This is a genomic window from Nonomuraea sp. NPDC051941 (genome assembly GCF_044593615.1).
On record NZ_JBIUCF010000016.1, the window covers coordinates 152,270 to 168,551 of the forward strand.

At 67.6% G+C, this 16,282-nt stretch carries 19 protein-coding genes and 1 tRNA gene; 14 read left to right on the top strand and 6 right to left on the bottom strand.

Translation table 11 applies throughout. From position 1 onward, the window contains the following. Positions 1–5: 5 nt before the first annotated feature. The gene (locus tag ACIHFD_RS26870; protein ID WP_350733254.1) at positions 6–281 is read right to left on the bottom strand and encodes a hypothetical protein; all 276 of its coding nucleotides are present in this window, start codon (positions 279–281) and stop codon (positions 6–8) included. Between the two features lie 251 nt (positions 282–532). Continuing rightward, the gene (gene phoU, locus ACIHFD_RS26875; RefSeq protein WP_350733256.1) at positions 533–1,177 is read right to left on the bottom strand and encodes a phosphate signaling complex protein PhoU; all 645 of its coding nucleotides are present in this window, start codon (positions 1,175–1,177) and stop codon (positions 533–535) included. A 133-nt stretch (positions 1,178–1,310) separates the two neighbouring features. On the opposite strand from phoU, the gene ACIHFD_RS26880 reads away from it, so the two are divergent. Together ACIHFD_RS26880 and ACIHFD_RS26885 are read left to right on the top strand one after the other, a co-directional pair. Beyond that, entirely contained in the window at positions 1,311–2,483 is a 1,173-nt protein-coding gene (locus tag ACIHFD_RS26880; RefSeq protein WP_397369262.1) for a sensor histidine kinase, read from the top strand. After that, positions 2,480–3,172 carry a response regulator transcription factor gene (locus tag ACIHFD_RS26885; protein ID WP_185070431.1) on the top strand — a complete coding sequence of 231 codons (693 nt, stop codon included), beginning with the start codon at positions 2,480–2,482 and terminating at the stop codon, positions 3,170–3,172. Before ACIHFD_RS26880 ends, ACIHFD_RS26885 begins: the two co-directional genes overlap by 4 nt. A 63-nt stretch (positions 3,173–3,235) precedes the next feature. Here the strand turns inward: ACIHFD_RS26885 and ACIHFD_RS26890 are convergent, their stop codons facing one another. Beyond that, on the bottom strand, positions 3,236–3,814 hold the full coding sequence (locus ACIHFD_RS26890) for a copper chaperone PCu(A)C (protein ID WP_397369186.1): 579 nt from the start codon (positions 3,812–3,814) through the stop codon (positions 3,236–3,238). A 275-nt stretch (positions 3,815–4,089) separates the two neighbouring features. Between ACIHFD_RS26890 and ACIHFD_RS26895 the strand changes: the two genes are divergently transcribed. From ACIHFD_RS26895 to ACIHFD_RS26910, 4 genes are all read left to right on the top strand, one after another. Further along, positions 4,090–4,572 (top strand): CarD family transcriptional regulator, encoded by a 483-nt coding sequence (locus tag ACIHFD_RS26895; protein ID WP_043624891.1) that lies wholly within the window; start codon positions 4,090–4,092, stop codon positions 4,570–4,572. A gap of 17 nt (positions 4,573–4,589) precedes the next feature. Continuing rightward, positions 4,590–5,060: a 2-C-methyl-D-erythritol 2,4-cyclodiphosphate synthase gene (gene ispF, locus ACIHFD_RS26900; protein ID WP_350733262.1), complete on the top strand. Its 471-nt coding sequence runs from the start codon at positions 4,590–4,592 to the stop codon at positions 5,058–5,060. 185 nt (positions 5,061–5,245) lie between these two features. Next, on the top strand, positions 5,246–5,533 hold the full coding sequence (locus ACIHFD_RS26905) for a GlsB/YeaQ/YmgE family stress response membrane protein (protein WP_397369187.1): 288 nt from the start codon (positions 5,246–5,248) through the stop codon (positions 5,531–5,533). Positions 5,534–5,631: 98 nt separating this feature from the next. Next, positions 5,632–5,901, top strand: a complete 270-nt coding sequence (locus ACIHFD_RS26910) for a GlsB/YeaQ/YmgE family stress response membrane protein (RefSeq protein ID WP_397369188.1) — start codon at positions 5,632–5,634, stop codon at positions 5,899–5,901. 59 nt (positions 5,902–5,960) lie between these two features. Here ACIHFD_RS26910 and ACIHFD_RS26915 read toward each other — a convergent pair whose 3' ends face one another. Next, the gene (locus tag ACIHFD_RS26915; RefSeq protein WP_397369189.1) at positions 5,961–6,977 is read right to left on the bottom strand and encodes a DUF2637 domain-containing protein; all 1,017 of its coding nucleotides are present in this window, start codon (positions 6,975–6,977) and stop codon (positions 5,961–5,963) included. A gap of 58 nt (positions 6,978–7,035) precedes the next feature. On the opposite strand from ACIHFD_RS26915, the gene ACIHFD_RS26920 reads away from it, so the two are divergent. The 7 genes from ACIHFD_RS26920 (at position 7,036) to ACIHFD_RS26950 (ending at position 13,500) form a co-directional block, all read left to right on the top strand. After that, entirely contained in the window at positions 7,036–7,422 is a 387-nt protein-coding gene (locus ACIHFD_RS26920; RefSeq protein WP_350733268.1) for a PPOX class F420-dependent oxidoreductase, read from the top strand. Between the two features lie 64 nt (positions 7,423–7,486). Then, entirely contained in the window at positions 7,487–8,878 is a 1,392-nt protein-coding gene (cysS, locus tag ACIHFD_RS26925; protein ID WP_397369190.1) for a cysteine--tRNA ligase, read from the top strand. A 1,054-nt stretch (positions 8,879–9,932) separates the two neighbouring features. Continuing rightward, complete coding sequence (locus ACIHFD_RS26930; protein ID WP_397369191.1) at positions 9,933–11,039, top strand: LLM class flavin-dependent oxidoreductase; 1,107 nt, start codon at positions 9,933–9,935, stop codon at positions 11,037–11,039. Continuing rightward, on the top strand, positions 11,036–11,728 hold the full coding sequence (locus ACIHFD_RS26935; protein ID WP_397369192.1) for an alpha/beta fold hydrolase: 693 nt from the start codon (positions 11,036–11,038) through the stop codon (positions 11,726–11,728). The genes ACIHFD_RS26930 and ACIHFD_RS26935 overlap by 4 nt, the downstream gene beginning before the upstream one ends. A 4-nt stretch (positions 11,729–11,732) precedes the next feature. Continuing rightward, complete coding sequence (locus ACIHFD_RS26940) at positions 11,733–12,413, top strand: winged helix-turn-helix transcriptional regulator (protein ID WP_397369193.1); 681 nt, start codon at positions 11,733–11,735, stop codon at positions 12,411–12,413. A 31-nt stretch (positions 12,414–12,444) separates the two neighbouring features. Next, positions 12,445–13,407: a 23S rRNA (guanosine(2251)-2'-O)-methyltransferase RlmB gene (rlmB, locus tag ACIHFD_RS26945; RefSeq protein ID WP_397369194.1), complete on the top strand. Its 963-nt coding sequence runs from the start codon at positions 12,445–12,447 to the stop codon at positions 13,405–13,407. Between the two features lie 20 nt (positions 13,408–13,427). After that, positions 13,428–13,500, top strand: a tRNA-Thr gene (locus ACIHFD_RS26950). 61 nt (positions 13,501–13,561) lie between these two features. On the opposite strand, the gene ACIHFD_RS26955 is transcribed toward ACIHFD_RS26950, so the two are convergent. Beyond that, positions 13,562–13,939 (bottom strand): tyrosine-type recombinase/integrase, encoded by a 378-nt coding sequence (locus ACIHFD_RS26955; RefSeq protein WP_397369195.1) that lies wholly within the window; start codon positions 13,937–13,939, stop codon positions 13,562–13,564. Positions 13,940–14,100: 161 nt separating this feature from the next. On the opposite strand from ACIHFD_RS26955, the gene ACIHFD_RS26960 reads away from it, so the two are divergent. Beyond that, positions 14,101–14,931 (top strand): alpha/beta fold hydrolase, encoded by an 831-nt coding sequence (locus tag ACIHFD_RS26960; protein WP_397369196.1) that lies wholly within the window; start codon positions 14,101–14,103, stop codon positions 14,929–14,931. Between the two features lie 415 nt (positions 14,932–15,346). Here ACIHFD_RS26960 and ACIHFD_RS26965 read toward each other — a convergent pair whose 3' ends face one another. Beyond that, positions 15,347–16,174, bottom strand: a complete 828-nt coding sequence (locus ACIHFD_RS26965) for a hypothetical protein (protein WP_397369197.1) — start codon at positions 16,172–16,174, stop codon at positions 15,347–15,349. Positions 16,175–16,282: the final 108 nt, after the last annotated feature.

Consider the following 16,282-nt stretch of genomic DNA (forward strand, 5'->3'; position numbering starts at 1 on the left):
AGAGCTCAATTGCTGCTCGACGGCCAGCTTCCCCAGGAGCGACCCGATCCGCTCTCCTCGCTGTACTGCTTCGCCTTGGTCACACAATCAGGGCAGATGGGCTCGTCGACAGACCTGGCCACGGCTTCCGGTTTGGCCGGCCGAAGAGAGCCGAGGACCGTGATCCCTGGCGGCATGTGGGTCTCGGGATCGATCAGGAAAGTTACGACTTCTTTCGGGTCGAAGCTGAATGTGCGCTTGCACGCATAGCACCGACCGGTCGTCTCGCGATGTTCGCTCATGCCTGCCAACCCCTTCCTGCCAGCACGCTACCTGTTGCAGTGAAGGGCCACGCAAGGACGGACTCGGCCCTGTCGACTCTGTGAACCGAGACCAGGCGGAATGCTCCAAGCCAACATCGATACCGAGAGGGCCCAGGCAAGGGGAGCGCGAGGGGACGGGAGTCCCCTCGCCGGGGGTGTGGGGGCGTGCCCCCACACAACACAGCCTGAGCCCTTTCGCGCGAAGCGCCACTGAGTGGAAGGCCTTGCTGTCAGCTGGGCCGAGCCCCCGTGACCAGGTAGACGACATCCGCCGCCACCCGCACCGCGTGGTCCGCGTACCGCTCGTAGTAGCGCCCGATCAACGTGATGTCGATCGCCGGCTCCACCCCGTGCTCCCAGTCCTTGGACAGGATGTTGCGGAACAGCCGCCGGTGCAGCCGGTCCATCGCGTCGTCGTCCTGCTCCAGCTCCAGCGCCGAGTCCACGTCCCGCGAGGCGATGCAGCTGCCGGTCTTGGTGACGAGGTTCTCCGCGATCTGGCCCATCTCCACGATGGTCGAGCGCACCTCGGCCGGGATCGCCGACTCGGGGTGGCGCAGGCGGGCGACCTTGGCGACGTGGACGGCGAGGTCGCCCATGCGCTCCAGGTCGGTGCCCATGCGCAGCGCCGTGATGACCATTCGCAGGTCCACGGCCACCGGCTGCTGCCGGGCCATCAGGTCGAAGATCGAGGCCTCGACCTCGGCGAACGTCGCGTTCACTTCCTCGTCCCGGGAAATGACACTCTCGGCGAGCTGAAGGTCGGCGTCGAGGAGCGCCGTGGTGGCACGGGAAATGGCCGAGCGGACAAGCCTGGTCATCTCAACCAGCTTGTCGGTCAGCGAATCAAGTTCTTCGTGGTACGCGTCGCGCATGTGGTCACCGTACGTGCCCCTCGATGAACGAACCCCTACCGTCAGATGAACTTTCCAGGAAAGGGGCCTTCCATCCCTGATGAGAGGGTCTGCGCCTGGGAGAAGGCCACCTACCATCGAAGACATGAGTGAGATGGCCATGAGCTTCGCGGCCCTGGCCGGGTTCGTCGTGGGCGCCCTGGCGGTCCTGTTCTACCGAAACCAGATCGAGGCTCCGAAACGCGCTGCCGTGGAGGATGGCATACAGACCGGGAGCGCGCTGCCGCAGGGCGTCGCGTCCGTGCTGGCCGTGCTTCCTTCCTCCGCCGTGGTGCTCGACGCGCATGACAAGGTCCTGCGCGCCAGCTCGGCCGCGCGGGCGTTCGGGCTGGTCAAGGGTGACCGGCTGATGGCCGCCGAGTTGCTGGCGCTGGCCCGGCAGGTACGCCGTGACGGCGAGATCCGCGAGAGCGAGATCGACGTGGCGGGGCACAAGTTCGGCCAGGAGACCACGAACTTCGCGGTACGCGTGGCTCCGCTCGGCTCGCACGGCCAGGTCCTGGTGCTCGCGGAGGACCAGACCGAGCGCCGCAGGGTCGAGGCCGTACGCCGTGACTTCGTCGCGAACGTCAGCCACGAGCTGAAGACCCCGGTGGGCGCCATGAGCCTGCTGGCGGAGACCATTCAGGACGCCGCCGACGACCCCGAGGCGGTCAGCCGCTTCGCCGGGCGCATGCAGCACGAGGCCGCCCGGCTCAACTACCTCATCCAAGACCTGATCACACTCAGCAGGATCCAGGGCGCCGAGCCCATCCCCACCCCCGGACAGGTCTCCATCGACGAGTCCATCCACGACGCCATCGACCACTGCAACACCAAGGCCGTCGCCAAGGACATCACCCTGGTCTCCGGCGGCACCGAGGGCCTGCGCATCTGGGGTGACGACGAACTGCTCGTGACGGCGTTGCGCAATCTGATCGACAACGCCGTCGCGTACAGTCCGGAGCACACCCGGGTCGTGGTCAGCGTGCGGCCCGCCGGTGACTCGGTGGAGATCAGCGTCAGCGACCAGGGCATCGGCATCCCGGAGGAGGCGCTCGAACGCATCTTCGAGCGGTTCTTCCGCGTCGACGCGGCCAGGTCGCGGGCGACCGGTGGCACCGGGCTCGGCCTGGCCATCGTCAAACACGTCGCCGCCGCACACGCCGGCGAAGTGTCCGTTTGGAGCAAGGAAGGGTCCGGCTCCACCTTCACGCTCCGCCTGCCCGCCTTCGGCGGCACGGCGGTGGCAGTACCACCCTCGATTCCCCTGGAGACAGCCCAATGACTCGCGTACTTGTCGTCGAAGATGAGGAGTCCTTCTCCGACGCCCTGTCCTACATGCTCCGTAAAGAGGGTTTCGAGGTGTCGGTCGCGGCGACCGGGCCCGAGGCTCTCGACACGTTCGACCGCAACGGAGCAGATCTGGTGCTGCTCGACCTGATGCTTCCGGGTCTGCCCGGTACGGAGGTGTGCCGCTCCCTCAGGCAGCGCTCCAAGGTGCCGGTGATCATGCTGACGGCCAAGGACAGCGAGATCGACAAGGTCGTGGGCCTCGAACTGGGCGCCGACGACTACGTCACCAAGCCGTTCTCGTCGCGCGAGCTGGTGGCCCGCATCCGCGCGGTCCTGCGCCGCCAGGGCGACGTGACGGAGGAGCTGGAGACCGCGGTGCTGGCCGTCGGTCCCGTGCGCATGGACGTCGACCGCCACGTCGTCGCCGTGCGCGGTGAGCAGGTGCAGCTGCCGCTGAAGGAGTTCGAGCTGCTGGAGGTGCTGCTGCGCAACGCGGGGCGTGTACTGACCCGTGGCCAGCTCATCGACCGCGTGTGGGGCGCCGACTACGTGGGCGACACCAAGACCCTCGACGTCCATGTCAAGCGCCTGCGCGCCAAGATCGAGTCGGACCCGTCCAACCCGCGCTGCATCCTCACCGTGCGCGGCCTGGGTTACAAATTCGACGCCACCGAAGAGTAGAAAACCCTTGTTCCGGTACGAGTCGCGTACCGGAACAAGGGTTTCGGCGTTTCCGGGGAAGGGTCAGTGGGCTTCTTCGGAGGCCGACGCGGACGGCGTCGGGGTGGGCGTGGGGGCCGCGGGGGCGTTCGGCGCCGGCGGGTAGTCCTTGAACTCACGGCTGCGCGTCACCACAGGGACGTTCAAGGACACGATCCCGGCGTTGGCGAACTGGAGGTCCAGCTTGATGCTCTCGCCGCCCCTGAGGCTCTTGGGGATCGCCTCGAGCATGAGCTGAGGGGTGGGCTTGCCGGTGTTCACGAGCTGGCGGCTCGGGAGCTGGATCGGGGCCGTGACCTTGACCGTCCCCATGCTCCCCGCGGAGACCGCCTCAAGGGTGTCGGGGGTGCCGGCGGTGTTGAGAATGTTCAGGTAGATCGGGGCGGAGCCGCGCCAGGCGAGCTGCGCGCCGGCGTCGGGCCCGAGAATGAACGCCTGCGGGATCTGAATGCCGCGCGTGCCGTAAGCACCGTTCTCGATCAATGCCAGCGCCTCGTTGGGCGCGTACGGCTTGTTGGTGGTGGCGTCGAATCCAGCCCCGCAGCCCGCCAGCATGGGGGCTGCCAAGAACGCGGCGACGACAATCCAGCGACGGCTGGTCACGGGCGGGTTCTCCTTGGTCTTGCGGAGGGCTCGCGCATGCGCTAAGCGCAGGTGGCGCGCATGCGTGATGTGCAGCGCCCACCATATCCATCCGAATCCATGGTCATATCCACGCCCCCGCAGGTCATTAGCTATGTCCGGAAATGCCAGACATAGAGTTGAGCACTTGTCAAGCCCTAATATGCGGCCTTGACCTGCAGTTATGAGGATTTCACTGTTCCGGGAGGCTGTGGATGCGTGGTACCCTGGAGTACAGCGGAAGGGGTACTTGTCACATGACTTTCCAGGTCGGCGACACAGTCGTCTACCCCCACCATGGGGCTGCTCGGATCGAAGCAATCACGAAGCGATCCATCAAGGGTGAGGAAAAGACCTACCTGGTGCTCAAGGTCGACAAGGGCGACCTTACCGTCCAGGTGCCAGCCGAAAACGCAGAACTCGTCGGTGTGCGCGATGTTGTCGGCCAGGAAGGCCTTGAGCGGGTTTTCGATGTCCTGCGGATGCCGCACACGGAAGAGCCGACCAACTGGTCTCGTCGCTACAAGGCCAATCTGGAGAAGCTCGCCTCCGGCGATGTGAACAAGGTCGCCGAAGTCGTTCGGGACCTGTGGCGGAGAGACCGCGAGCGCGGCCTGTCCGCGGGCGAGAAGCGCATGCTCGCCAAGGCGCGTCAGATTCTGGTCAGTGAGCTTGCCCTGGCGGAGAAGACCAACGAGGACAAGGCTGAGGCCCTGCTCGACGAGGTTCTCAACTCCTGAACACCAATCTTCCACGGGTGGGCGTCGGAGTCGACGTCCACCCGTTCGCTTCAGGAGCCTCGGGACGTGAGCTCAACCTCGCCGGCCTGCACTGGCCGGGCGAGACCGGGCTCGAGGGCCATTCGGACGGCGACGCGGCCGCGCATGCCGCGTGTGACGCGCTGCTGTCCGCGGCCGGCATGGGAGATCTCGGGCAGCTGTTCGGGACCGCGGACCCGCGATGGGCGGGTGCCTCGGGCGTCGCGCTGCTGGAGGAGACCGCGCGGCAGGTGCGTGCCGCGGGCTACGAGATCGGCAACGTGGCCATTCAGGTGATCGGCAACCGGCCCAAGCTGGCGCCGCGCCGTACCGAGGCCGAAAAGGCGCTCAGCGCCGCCGTGGGCGCGCCTGTGAGCGTGTCGGCCACCACCACCGATGGGCTCGGGCTGACCGGGCGGGGAGAGGGCATCGCGGCCGTCGCGACAGCCCTGGTCGTCAACCTTTCCTGAACGCCGGGCGTCTTACGTGTGGATGCGTGAGGGTGTCCCGGCGGGTCGTCGCGAAGCCCGCTGTATCAGGAGGCGGCGGTTCGTCACTGGCGCGGTACGGACCGCCGTCTCCCCTTTTTGGTTGTTTTGCCTGCTCTGAGGGTATGTGTCCCCACGACATGTGAACGTCTCGGGGGGAGCAGCACATGATCGGCGCGATAGTTTCCGCGATCGTCATCGGCGCCATCGTCGGCGCCCTGGCCAGGCTGGTCGTTCCTGGCAGGCAGAACATGTCCATCGGGCTGACCCTCATCGTCGGCATCGTGGCAGCCCTGATCGGAACGCTGATCGCGCAGGCCGCCGGCGTGGCCGACACGCGGGGGATCGACTGGATCGAGCACATACTCCAGCTCGTGCTGGCGGTCATCGGTGTGCTCCTCGTGACGCGCTTCACCCCGGGACGCACCGGGCGTACCCGTGGAACACCATCCTGACCTGCTCATTCGTAAAGACCGCGCATAAAAGCGGTAGATCGGGTAGCGAGCATCTCCGTGGGAGTGAACCGCTCACTCTCACGGGGAGGTTTCGTACCATGACTATCCAGTCCATCCTTGGCGCCATCGTGATCGGCGCCGTGATTGGCGCAATCGGTCGCCTCCTGCTCCCCGGCAGGCAGGCCATCGGCTGGATCCTCACCATCGTCGTCGGCATCGTGGCCGCCCTGCTAGGCACGCTGATCGCTCAGGTGCTCGGCGTCGCGACGACCGACGGCATCGACTGGATCGAGCTGGTGATGCAGGTGGTGCTGGCCATCGTCGGCGTGGGCCTGGTCGCCGGGCTCCGGCGCGGCTCCAGCGTCTAGACGGAAATAGCTGGGCCCGCCCGGGATCGTGCCGGACGGGCCCTCTCACGTCTTACGGCTCAGTCTTCAGGGGGACGTGGGGTGCTGCGGAGGCGTTCGGCGGGGGCCGGGGCGTCGTCGTCGTGGATCACCGGGTGAGGGGCGGTGTCCTCTAACTCGTCCTCCCGCGGGCGCTCGAGGTCGTCGGCCAGCTCGGGGCCGTGCCCGGGATCCGGTACGTCGTCCTCGATCACGGGGTGCGGCTGGGTGTCCACGTCCTTCTCGTCGACACGCGGGTGGACCAGGACGTCCGTCGGCTTGACCCGGTCGCCCCAGCGGACGGGGCGCGTGGGGGGCTCCGGTGCTTCTTCGTGCTGCACGGGCCACTCCGCCACCTGCGCCGCCACCGGGGCAGGGGCCTCTTCGACCTCCTGGACCGGCTCGGGGGCCTCCTGGACCGGCTCGGGGATTTCCCGGACCGGCTCGGGGATTTCCCGGACCGGCTCGGGGATTTCCCGGACCGGCTCGGGGATTTCCCGGACCGGCTCGGGGATTTCCTGGACCGGCGCCGGCTGCGGCGTCTCGGAGAGCCGTTCCGAGTAGATCTCGACGGGCGGCCGCTCGGGCTCCGGATGGAAGGGGACGATGTCCTGCTCGGGCGCGGTCTCCTCGCTCTCCGCTCGATGTGCCTGTACGTGCTTGATCAGCAGCAGCCAGAGCCACAGGGCCACGGCCAGCATGACCCAGGGCGCCAGGGCCACGCCCACGGCCGTCGCCCGCACGTCGAACGCGAACCGCACCGCCGTCGCCACGTTGGCCGCCGCTGCCGCCACGATGAGCACGACCAGCACGAACGCGGCCTGCGCGCGTACCAGCAGCCGGGCGGAGCGCAGCAACAGCACGTCGATCAGCGCGATCACCAGGAGCGCGTCGAAGGCCGCCGGATAGAGGAAGGCGAGATCCTGGCCCGCCTCGCCGGTGATGGCCAGCGCGCGCAGGTCGTCGAAGGAGAGAGCGCACGCGGCCCCGGCGAGGGCGGCGACCGCGAGCCCGGCCAGGGCAATGCCCAGGCGGCGCAGCATAGAGGGGGGAGTCACGTCCATGGCGGTTCGAGCCTACAGAAGAATGAGGACCAGGACCGATCAAGGGAGATACATGGCCGAGCTGTCGGAAGATGCGCGCAAACTCTTGGATGCCCCGAATTATGCGACGGTGACCAGCCTCAATCCTGATGGCGGGCCGCAGTCGACGGTCGTGTGGGTACGCACGGACGGTGACGACGTGCTGTTCTCGACTGTGCGGGGGCGCAGGAAGCCGCGGAATTTCGAACGTGATCCGCGGGCGAGCCTGCTGGTCATCGATCCGGACAATCCGTACAGGTATGTGGAGGTACGCGGGCGCGTGACCATCACGTCCGACCCGGAAGGGGCGCTCATTCAGGAGCTCTCGCACAAGTACCGAGGGCTCCCATGGGAGGACAAACCGGGCGTCGAGCGAGTAATCGTACGGATCTCGCCGGACAGAGTGACGTTGCGAGGCTGATTCATCGGCGTGACGGCGGGATTTATCGGCGTGACTAGCCCTCTGAGGCGTTAGCCTTGCCTTCGTGAGCCTGCACATCTACGACACCAGCACGCGCGCCATCCGTGAATTCGTTCCGGTCGAAGCCGGCCGGGCGTCGATTTACCTGTGTGGGGCGACCGTGCAGGCTCCTCCGCACATCGGGCATATCCGCTCGGGCGTGAACTTCGACGTGCTCCGGCGCTGGCTGACGCGATCCGGCTATGACGTGGCTTTCTGCCGCAACGTCACCGACATCGACGACAAGATCATCAGGGTGGCGGCCGAGGAGGGTGTGCCCTGGTTCGTCGTGGCCGAGCGCAACCAGCGGGCCTTCACCTGGGCGTACGACACGCTCGGCTGCTTCCCGCCGACCGTCGAGCCGCGCGCCACGGGCCACGTGCCCGAGATGATCACGCTGATGGAGCGGCTGATCGCCCGCGGCCACGCGTACGCCTCCGGCGGCGACGTCTACTTCGACGTCCGGTCCTACGCCGATCGCTACGGCGCGCTGTCCAACCAGAAGCTGGACAACATGCGGGCCGCGGCCGACACTGACGACGAGTCCTGCAAGCGCGACTCCCGCGACTTCGCCCTGTGGAAGGGGGAGAAGCCGGGCGAGCCGACCTGGCCGACCCCTTGGGGCCCCGGCCGCCCCGGCTGGCACCTGGAGTGCTCGGCCATGGCGACGAAGTACCTCGGCCCGGCCTTCGACATCCACGGCGGCGGGATCGACCTGATCTTCCCGCACCACGAGAACGAGATCGCCCAGTCCCAGGCGGCGGGCGACGGCTTCGCGCGCTACTGGATGCACAACGGCATGCTCAAGATCGGCGCGGAGAAGATGAGCAAGTCGCTCGGAAACTCGCTGCTGATCCCCGAGATGGTGCAGAAGGTCCGGCCGGTGGAGCTGCGCTACTACCTGGCGGCGCCGCACTACCGCTCCTCGATCGACTACTCCGAGGAGGCCCTGCTGGAGGCGGCTGCCGCGTACCAGCGCATCGAGGGCTTCGTCACGCGCGCCGCCGAGGTCATCCACGACGTCGACGCGGACGCGCCGCTGCCGCAGGCGTTCGTGGACGCCCTCGACGACGACCTCGGCACGCCGCAGGCGCTGGCGGTCGTGCACGAGGTGGTGCGCGAGGGCAACGTGGCGCTGTCGCGCGGCGACAAGGAGGCCGTGGCCCGGCTGCTCGCCGAGACCCAGAACATGCTGGACGTCCTCGGCCTCGACCCGCGCTCGCCGCAGTGGCGGGGTGCGGGCTCGGACCTCTCGCCGGTGGTGGACGCGCTGGTGGCGGTCGCGCTCGAACAGCGCAAGGCGGCCAGGGAGCGCAAGGACTACGCGGCGGCGGACGCGATCAGGAACCAGTTGGCGGCGGCGGGGATCACGGTGGAGGACACCCCGCACGGGGCCCGCTGGGAGCTCACCCGCTAGGCAGGCGTTCTGGTGGCGGTGGCGGCTTTGTGCGGTGTGCACAGGGCCGCCACTGTCGCGATAGGCGGTGGTTCCGTGCAGTATGCGCCGGGGCCGAGACTGCCGCGATAAACGGTGGTTCCGTGCGGCATGCGCGGGGCTGCCACTGTCGCGGGAGGCCGTTGACCAGGGAGGGCGCCGCATCAAAGGGGCAAATCTCTCAGGTCGACGGGCTCGACAAGGCGGATGAAGGCGGGGACCGGGGCGGGCGCCGGCAGTTCCCACTGCGGAGCAGGATGCGGCTGAAAGAGGCCACTCTGGGCCACTCGCGAGGTGAGCTGAGCTGCAGGCCTGCCTGTCCGCCAACCGGCGATGCCATCCGCTGTCCTCCATCCGCACCCAGGCCAGGCTAGAGACGCCCCCGCAGTCTGGTCGGTATCAAGGTCGCGGCTCCCCTCAGAAGCTCAGCACCTCCGAGAGAGCTTCTACGTGCGACCCGCCTTTACCGCGTCGGTGTCCAGGTGACGCTCCCGCGCTGGCGTTCAGGTGACGCTCCCGCGCTGGCGTTCAGGAGAGGCTCCCGCGTCGGCGTCCAGAAACGCCGTCGCTGGTACACCGCGCCGGTGCGATGGCCTTCTCGCCGCGTGTGCCTACACCGCGCGGAGCGTCTCGTCAGAACCCTCCCTATTCGTTGCTTCCCAAAATTGAACTTGTCACTTCAAAATCAGGAAGCTCATGGTTAATATTGCGACCATGACATGGCGGAAAGCGAGGTGACATCCGCACGCACGCCCTCAGACGCACAAGCCAGCACATCCCGCCCGTCGCGTGCGCGGATTCGGGGCAGTGCGGCCAAACCGCCGACATCTCCGGCATCCGGTCCCCAACAACCGGCTCTACGGCCATCCCCACGGCAGCAGGGTCAGTGCGACCTTCGCCGCCCTCGTCCGGGCGCCTGCCCCCCGTGATCCCCTGCGATTTCAAGCACCTCGACCACCCACCAGATCCCAATGACCACCATCTGACGACCACGACCCCCACCCACGACCCCCGCTCACGACCCGGAGACGATCCCATGAGACCGAAAATCGGCTACTTACTCCCGACACGCGACTGGACAGTGCTCGGCAACCACAACCTGTCCGCGCTCATCGAGCAGGCGAGGCTGGCCGAGGAATTGGGGTTCGACTCGGTGTGGGCGGGCGACAGCCCGGTGACGCGCCCCAGAGCCGACGCGCTGATGATGCTCTCCGCAGTCGCCGCCACCACGAACCGCATCACACTCGGCACCGCCGTACTGCTCCCCGCCCTCCGCCACCCGCTCCTCCTCGCCCACCAACTGGCGACACTCGACGGCATCGCGGACGGACGGCTGATCGTCGGCATGGGCGGAGGATTCGCCCATCCGAACACCGAGGCCCAGTTCGAGGCGATCGGAGTCGGCTTCAAGCGCCGGATCAGCCGCATGGAGGAGTCGATCGACATCATGCGACGCCTTTGGGCCGGCGAAACGATCTCTCACCAGGGCGGGCATTTCACGTTCCACGATGTGACGCTCGACCCCAAACCCGTACAGGCCGGTGGGCCGCCGATATGGCTGCCGGGCAGCGGTGAACGGGCACTGCGGCGGGCGGCCCGCCTGGCCGACGGCTGGCTGCCGTACCCGCCGACGCAGAAGGCCTACACGGAGGACCTGAACGCGCTGACGTCGGTCGGCACGCCCCACGCCTCATCCACAGCCGGCACCCCGGAAGCCTCGTCGGCAGCCTCATCCACAGCCAGTACCCCCGAAGTCTCGTGGGCAGCCTCCGGGGCCTCGTCGACAGCCGGCACCCCCGAAGCACCGCCCACGGACGGCAGGCGCGAGCCCGGATCCCCCAGAGTCTCGGCGGCCCACCCCTTCACCCCGGCCCTGTACGCCACCATCTGCCTGGACGAGGACCCCGAACGCGCCCGTCACCGCCTCCGCACCAGCATCGAGCGCTACTACAACGCGCCGCTCGAGTTCGTCGAGAGCATCCAGGCCATGTTCGCCGGCACCCCAGAAGAGGCCGCGAACTGGCTGAACGGTTACATCGAGGCAGGTGCCCGGCATGTGGTGATCAGGCTGGCCGTGGACGATCATCGGGCGGCCATGGAGGAGTTCGCCGCGCAGGTGATGCCCAGGATGGGGGAGAGATGACCACGTTCGTCCTGGTACCGGGCGCCTGGCACGGGCCATGGGCCTGGGACCGCGTCGTACCTCTCCTGGAACGATCCGGCGCCCGCACGATCACCCCGGACCTGCCCCACGCCCCTGACACCGGCCTGCACGACCACGTCGAACAGGTGCTCACCGCCCTGGACACCGCACCCGAGGACGACCGTACGGTGCTCGTCGGACACAGCTATGCGGGCCTGGTGGTACGCCAGGCGGCCGACCTCCGGCCGGAACGCGTACACCATGTCGTGCTCGTGGACGGCTGGGCAGGCCCGAACGGCGCCGGCATGTTCACCCTCGCCCCCGACGCCTTCGTACAGGCCATCCGCGCCTCCGCTGACGGCGGGCTGATCCCCGCCCCCGCGCCGGAGCTCTTCGGCATCACCGACCTCGACGACGCGGCCTGGCTCCGAGAGAGGCTGCGCCCGCACCCGCTGCGTACGTTCACGGACACGACGCGCCTCGGCAGGGCGGTCGACCTAATCCCCGGGACAGGCATCTTCTGCCGCCCCCAGACCTTTCCGTTCGAGCAGTTCGCCAAGTCGGTCGGCTACCGGACGCTCGCGATCGACGGCCCGCACGACGTGATGCTCGAACATCCGGAACCACTCACCCAACTACTCGTCGACGTAGTCGAGGGTTCGAAAAGGGGAAGCCCGAGATTAAGCTGATGAAGTGGATCGGACGTACAACCAGTTCTGCGCCACAGCGCGGACGCTCGACCTCGTAGGGGAGCGCTGGACGCTGCTCATCGTGCGTGACCTGCTGACCGGCCCCAAGCGCTTCTCCGACTTCCAGAACAGCCTCCGCGGGCTCGGTACGGGCCTGCTGGCCGCGCGCCTGAAGCATCTCGAACGTGAAGGACTGGTGCGGAAGGTCACGCTCCCGGCGCCCGCCCGTACGCCCGCGTACACGCTCACGGAGGCCGGCGCCGAACTCGCCCCCGCCGTGCTCGCTATGGCGCGCTGGGGCATGAAATGGGCCATGGGCGAACGCCGGGAGGGCGAGGCGTTCCACGGCGGATGGGCGGTTCTGGGGCTGAGGGCCTGCTTCGACGCGGAGGCGGCGCGGGGGGTACGGGCGATGTACGAGTTCCGGGTGGGGGACGAGGTCTTCCATGCCCTGGTCCAGGACGGGACGATCGACACCCAGCACGGTCCGGCGCAGCGTCCGGACGCCGTCATCGAGACCGACGACGAGGTGCTGGTGGACATGGCGGCCGGGCGTACGACGTTCGCGGAGGCGGTCAAGGAGCGTCGCGCGGAGGCGTCCGGCGACCCGGCGGCGCTGGGTGCTCTGTACGGAATCTTCCGCATCCCGGCCCCGGAGGAACGCGCCGTTCCCGGCGTGGGATAAGGCGCCCGGCGGCCCGAGTACCCTTATTGGCATGGCAGCAGGCGGTAGGGCTTCGGGCAGGCCCGCGAAGAAGAAGGGCCCGTCCAAAGGCGCCGGAGGGCAGGGCCGCCGGTCGCTGGAGGGCAAGGGCGCGACCCCGCCTGCCGAAATGCGGCATTGGTACAAGGACAAGGCCCGTACAGAGCGCATCGCCCGCGAGGATCGCGGCGGCGCCCGACGTCCCGCTCCGGCGCGGCAGCGGCGCTCCGAGGACGCGCCCGAGTACATCGGCGGCCGCAACCCCGTACTCGAGGCCCTGCAGGCGGGCGTCCCGTCCAACGCCCTCTACGTCGCTCAGCGCATCGACAACGACGATCGCGTACGCGACTCCATCAGGATCGCGGCCGAGCGCGGGATCGCCCTGCTCGAAGTCTCCCGCGACAAGCTCGACCGCCTGTCGGAGGGCGTCGTCCACCAGGGCATCGCGCTCCAGATCCCGGCGTACGACTACGCGCACCCGTCCGACCTCGTGGAGCTCGCGCAGGACGCCGCCGAGGTCCCGTTGATCGTGGCCCTCGACTCGGTCACCGACCCGCGCAACCTCGGCGCCATCGCCCGCTCGGCCACCGCCTTCGGCGCCCACGGCCTCCTCATCCCCTCCCGCCGCTCGGCCGGGGTCACGGGCGGGGCCTGGAAGACCTCCGCGGGCACCCTCGCCACCATGCGCGTGGCCCGCGCGGCCAACTTGACGGCGGCGCTGCGGGAGTACCGCGAAGCGGGCCTGTTCGTCATCGGCCTCGACGGCGCCGGCGAGACCGACATCGGCGACGTCGACCTGCTCGCCGAGCCGCTGGTGGTGGTCGTGGGCTCGGAGGGCAAGGGCCTTTCGCGGCTGGTCCGGGAGCAGTGCGACGTGGTGACCCGGATCCCGATGCAGGCGGCCGCCGAGTCGCTCAACGCGGGAGTGGCGGCCGGAGTGGCGCTGTACGAAGTCGCTCGTCACAGGCGCCTCTAGCGTCTACACTGGTAGGCCGCGCCGACGTAGCTCAATCGGCAGAGCATCTGTCTTGTAAACAGAAGGTCAGGGGTTCGATTCCCCTCGTCGGCTCTGCAACTGAAAGGCCCCTGAACAGGTATTAAGCCATCAGGGGCCTTTCGTTTTCTGATCTTCAACCGGTGTCTTCGGCGTCTTTGGGAGCCACCCTGGGAGCCACCGGGGGCTGTTTCCCCAGGAGAGCGCTGGAGGTGGCGGCGCGGCGGTGGCCCTCCAGCAGGTGTCCGTAGACGTTCTTGGTGATCGCGATGCTGGCGTGGCCGAGGACTTCGGAGACGGCGTGGAGCGGGGTTCCCTGAGCGAGCATGAGCGAGGCGCTGGAGTGGCGGAGTTCGTGCGGGTGCCAGTGGCCGAGGCCCGTCTTCTTGGCCAGGCGGGAGAACAGGTGCGAGAAGGTTTCCGGGTCGGACGGGTTGGCGAAGGCTGTCGGGAACATCAGCCCGTGCGCCGGCGTCCCCGCGCCGCGCCGCGCTGCGGCCTGGGGGCCGGTCACGGCGCGGGCGCCGCGCGGGGCATCGCCGCACGCCCGCCATGCCGCAGCCCAACAAGCGCGCCGACCACCGCTACGCCACCGCATGACTCCAGGACACTCACTCCGAACTCAATCGTCAACAATAGTTGACGCTAATATGCTGGTCAATCTAAGTTGACGCCATGGGATGGGATGAGAAACCCGGAAACGACGATGTACCGACGCCGGTGATGGTCGACGTAGGTGATCACGCGCTATGCGCACAGGTCCGCGGGAAAGGCCCCACAGCGGTTCTCGACAGCGGCGGCTCAGGCCAGGGCGTGGGCGTCTGGGGGGAAGAATTGGAGCGCGCGTTGGCCGAGCGTGTCACTGTGGTGACTTACGATCGGGCCGGCGTCGGCCGTTCCGGTGGATCGCAGGCCTGTACCGTCACCGAGATGGCCGACGACCTGCGTCGGCTTCTTCGCGCCCTGCACCTTGAACTGCCAGCGGTATTCGTGGGCTGGTCATACGGTGGGCTCGTCACCCAGCTTTACGCCGCCCGCCATCCTGGTGATGTGGCGGGGCTGGTCTTCGTGGATCCGACCGCCAGCGGAACCCCGCCGGGCTCGGCGCTCGTACGCGACCTGTCGTTCCTCCTAGCCCCACGGCTGCTGCGCCTGCGTGCGATGTTCGGCGGCACCCACGCGCGGCCACTGCGCGAACTGGCCGTCACCCTGACCGGGATGCAGAACGCCATGCGTGAGGTCGCCCAGGCGCGTCAGGAGAGCGGGTTGCCACCTGTGCCCATCCGTGTGATCACGGCAGGCAGGCGGCCGCGGATGCCCAAAGCGCATCTGGAGCATCTGAACGCCGATCATCGCGCTCTGGCCGACCAGTCCCCGCACGGGCAGGTGATGGTCGCCGAGCATGCCGGTCACCAGATTCCACTCGAGCAACCCGAGATCATCATTCAGGCTGTTGAGGAGGTGTTGGGGCTGCCGCCGACATCGCAGGAAGACCTGAACGGGTGAGTCGCTGAGATTTTCCGATGTTCCCCCTACGACCGCCATGCGGTGGTTGGTCGCCGTAGGTGGTTGGGGGCGATCGAAGGCTCAGGTGACCTTGTTCCCCTGCCACGTCGCAAGCGCGTCTGTGGAGGGCTCGCCGGTGGCGTCGCGGGCGACGGCGTAGACGGTCAGCAGTGCAGCCGAGCTCTTGACGTCGAGTAGGGCGCACTCCCTTTGGTCGGATTGCGCGCAGTGATGTGCTCAACGATGTGATCGAGTGCCGTGCCGGCCGCAGCTTCTACGTGCCGGTGAACGCCCTGCTTCAATTCTTGCCCCGGCCATCTCAGCCACGGACGGCCTCCTGATTGGGTCCCCTGCCCCTCTGAAGGGGACGCCGCTCAGGTGGGAAAGATGTACGCGTTGCCCGCCGACGTGCAGGTTAGAAGGGGCCGCTCTCCGGATAGCCGGCCTTTATGACGGCCTTGCGGGTCTTAGCGTTGAGTTTCTTCTCGCTGATGACCTTGCTGGCCGCCGGTGCGGCGATCTTCACCTTGGCGCCCCAGCCCGAATACTTGGTGTCGGTGTGGAAGGCCATCTGGTCATAGGCCGTGGTGTCGTCGTCCGGGAAGGTCGTCGTGTCGACGACCGTGCGGGTGAGCTGGTTGTGTTCATCGAAGTACAGGTGGAACTCGACGTTGCCTTCCCCTGCGGACTTGTCGTGCCGGAATTCGGCGAGTGTGGCGGTGCCTTGATATTGGCCGGTCGCTACTTCTGATGCGTTGTCCAGCATGAACTGCAGTTCTGCCGGAGTGACGCCCACGTTGAGGAGAGCGTTGTCGCGCCCACTGGCCTTCGACTGGATCCAGGAAAGACCGGAAGGCAGCGCCTTGGCGATGCCGGCGTTGGTCACGTAGGCGTTTCTGCCCTCAGCGATGACCCGGTAGGGAGGGTTGGGCTTTTTCTGGCGTGAGGACATGCGGACACGGAGGTCGGCAGCCGCTACGTTGCCTTTGCCGAAAGCCAGGGTGCCGACCGTGTTGGTGTTCACCTGTACCTGCATAGCCTGGTCGTCGGCGGTGAAATCGAGAGTGATGCCGCTTGATTCGGTGATCTTTACGCCTTTGCCCGGGACCAGTTGGGCCTTCAGGGCTTTCACCGGGTTCACCGGAGCGGCCTGCACGGATGCGACGGATGTCGCTTGAGCGGGTACGGCCACCGCGCACACGGCCGCGGCCGTTGCCATGAGGCCTGCGAAGAAAAGTTTCATCAGGGTCCTTGCTTGGGGGGATATAGCAGGGAAAAGAGTAAGAGAGTGGGGTTGGCGAGATAAGGGATGTCTTATAACAATCCTGTGCAGATCGGATCCCAAGTGGTA

Excerpts from the sequence above, each read along its gene's own strand:
- rlmB (WP_397369194.1), top strand. The coding sequence starts at position 12,445 with ATGGCAGCAGGCGGTAGGGCTTCGGGCAGGCCCGCGAAGAAGAAGGGC.
- phoU (WP_350733256.1), bottom strand. The coding sequence starts at position 1,177 with ATGCGCGACGCGTACCACGAAGAACTTGATTCGCTGACCGACAAGCTG.
- ACIHFD_RS26895 (WP_043624891.1), top strand. The coding sequence starts at position 4,090 with ATGACTTTCCAGGTCGGCGACACAGTCGTCTACCCCCACCATGGGGCT.
- ACIHFD_RS26870 (WP_350733254.1), bottom strand. The coding sequence starts at position 281 with ATGAGCGAACATCGCGAGACGACCGGTCGGTGCTATGCGTGCAAGCGC.
- ACIHFD_RS26935 (WP_397369192.1), top strand. The coding sequence starts at position 11,036 with ATGACCACGTTCGTCCTGGTACCGGGCGCCTGGCACGGGCCATGGGCC.
- ACIHFD_RS26885 (WP_185070431.1), top strand. The coding sequence starts at position 2,480 with ATGACTCGCGTACTTGTCGTCGAAGATGAGGAGTCCTTCTCCGACGCC.
- ACIHFD_RS26960 (WP_397369196.1), top strand. The coding sequence starts at position 14,101 with ATGGGATGGGATGAGAAACCCGGAAACGACGATGTACCGACGCCGGTG.
- ACIHFD_RS26930 (WP_397369191.1), top strand. The coding sequence starts at position 9,933 with ATGAGACCGAAAATCGGCTACTTACTCCCGACACGCGACTGGACAGTG.
- ACIHFD_RS26880 (WP_397369262.1), top strand. The coding sequence starts at position 1,311 with ATGGCCATGAGCTTCGCGGCCCTGGCCGGGTTCGTCGTGGGCGCCCTG.
- ACIHFD_RS26905 (WP_397369187.1), top strand. The coding sequence starts at position 5,246 with ATGATCGGCGCGATAGTTTCCGCGATCGTCATCGGCGCCATCGTCGGC.
- ACIHFD_RS26910 (WP_397369188.1), top strand. The coding sequence starts at position 5,632 with ATGACTATCCAGTCCATCCTTGGCGCCATCGTGATCGGCGCCGTGATT.
- ACIHFD_RS26920 (WP_350733268.1), top strand. The coding sequence starts at position 7,036 with ATGGCCGAGCTGTCGGAAGATGCGCGCAAACTCTTGGATGCCCCGAAT.
- ACIHFD_RS26965 (WP_397369197.1), bottom strand. The coding sequence starts at position 16,174 with ATGAAACTTTTCTTCGCAGGCCTCATGGCAACGGCCGCGGCCGTGTGC.